At 69.2% G+C, this 946-nt stretch carries 1 protein-coding gene; it reads right to left on the bottom strand.

All coding sequences use genetic code 11. The features are described 5' to 3' along the window. Window positions 1-946: D-galactonate dehydratase family protein (locus AC1DGD_RS22095; RefSeq protein ID WP_476858279.1), on the bottom strand; the 946-nt coding region annotated here is incomplete at both ends.

Raw genomic sequence — 946 nt, 5'->3', positions numbered from 1 at the left:
CCGTAGTTGTGGATCGCCAGGCCCACGTGCAGCTGCGCGGCGAACCCGACCGGGGAGATGTCGGTGGGGCCGTGGAAGCCGGACTTGAYCTGGTACTGCGCGGCGTAGTCCATCACCTTCTTCAGCGGGCTGATCCCGCCGAAGTGGGTGGASGCTGCCCGCACGTAGTCGATCAGCTGTTCCTTGATCAGGGCCTGGTAGTCGTAGACGGTGTTGAAGATTTCCCCGATCGCCAGCGGGGTGGTGGTGTGCGCCCGGACCAGGCGCAGGGCCTCCTGGTTTTCGGCCGGGGTGCAGTCCTCGAGCCAGAACAGGTCGTAGGGTTCGAGCGCCTTGCCCAGCTTCGCGGCCTGGATCGGGGTCATCCGGTGGTGCCCGTCGTGCAGCAACGGRAGTTCCGGGCCGAACTCGTTGCGCACCGCCTCGAACACGGTGGGCAGGTGGCGGAGGTAGGCGCGGGTGTCCCAGTCCTCTTCCTGCGGGAACGCGCCGCGCCCGGCCGGTTCGTAGTCGTAGCGCTCCCCCGAGGCCTGGGCCTGGGCCGCGACGCCGTAGACGGCCTTGATCCCGGGCACCGCGGTCTGGATCCGGATCGACTTGTAGCCGAGCTCCAGGTGCTCCCGGACCGAATCGAACAGGGACGGCAGGTCCGCGCCGGAGGCGTGCCCGTASGCGCGCAGCCCGTTCCGGGACGCCCCGCCCAGGAGCTGGTAGACCGGCATCCCGGCGAGCTTGCCCTTGATGTCCCACAGCGCCATGTCCACCGCGGCGATCGCGGCCATCGTGACCGGGCCGCGGCGCCAGTACGAGGACCGGTACAGGAACTGCCAGGTGTCCTCGATCCGGTGCGGGTCCTTGCCGATCAGCAGCTGCGCGACGTGCTCCTTCAAATAGGCGGCCACGGCGAGCTCGCGCCCGTTCAGGGTCGCGTCCCCGATCCCGGTCA

The organism is Arthrobacter sp. 05T45 (genome assembly GCF_056395875.1).
This window is presented reverse-complemented; position numbering and strand designations above follow the sequence as displayed.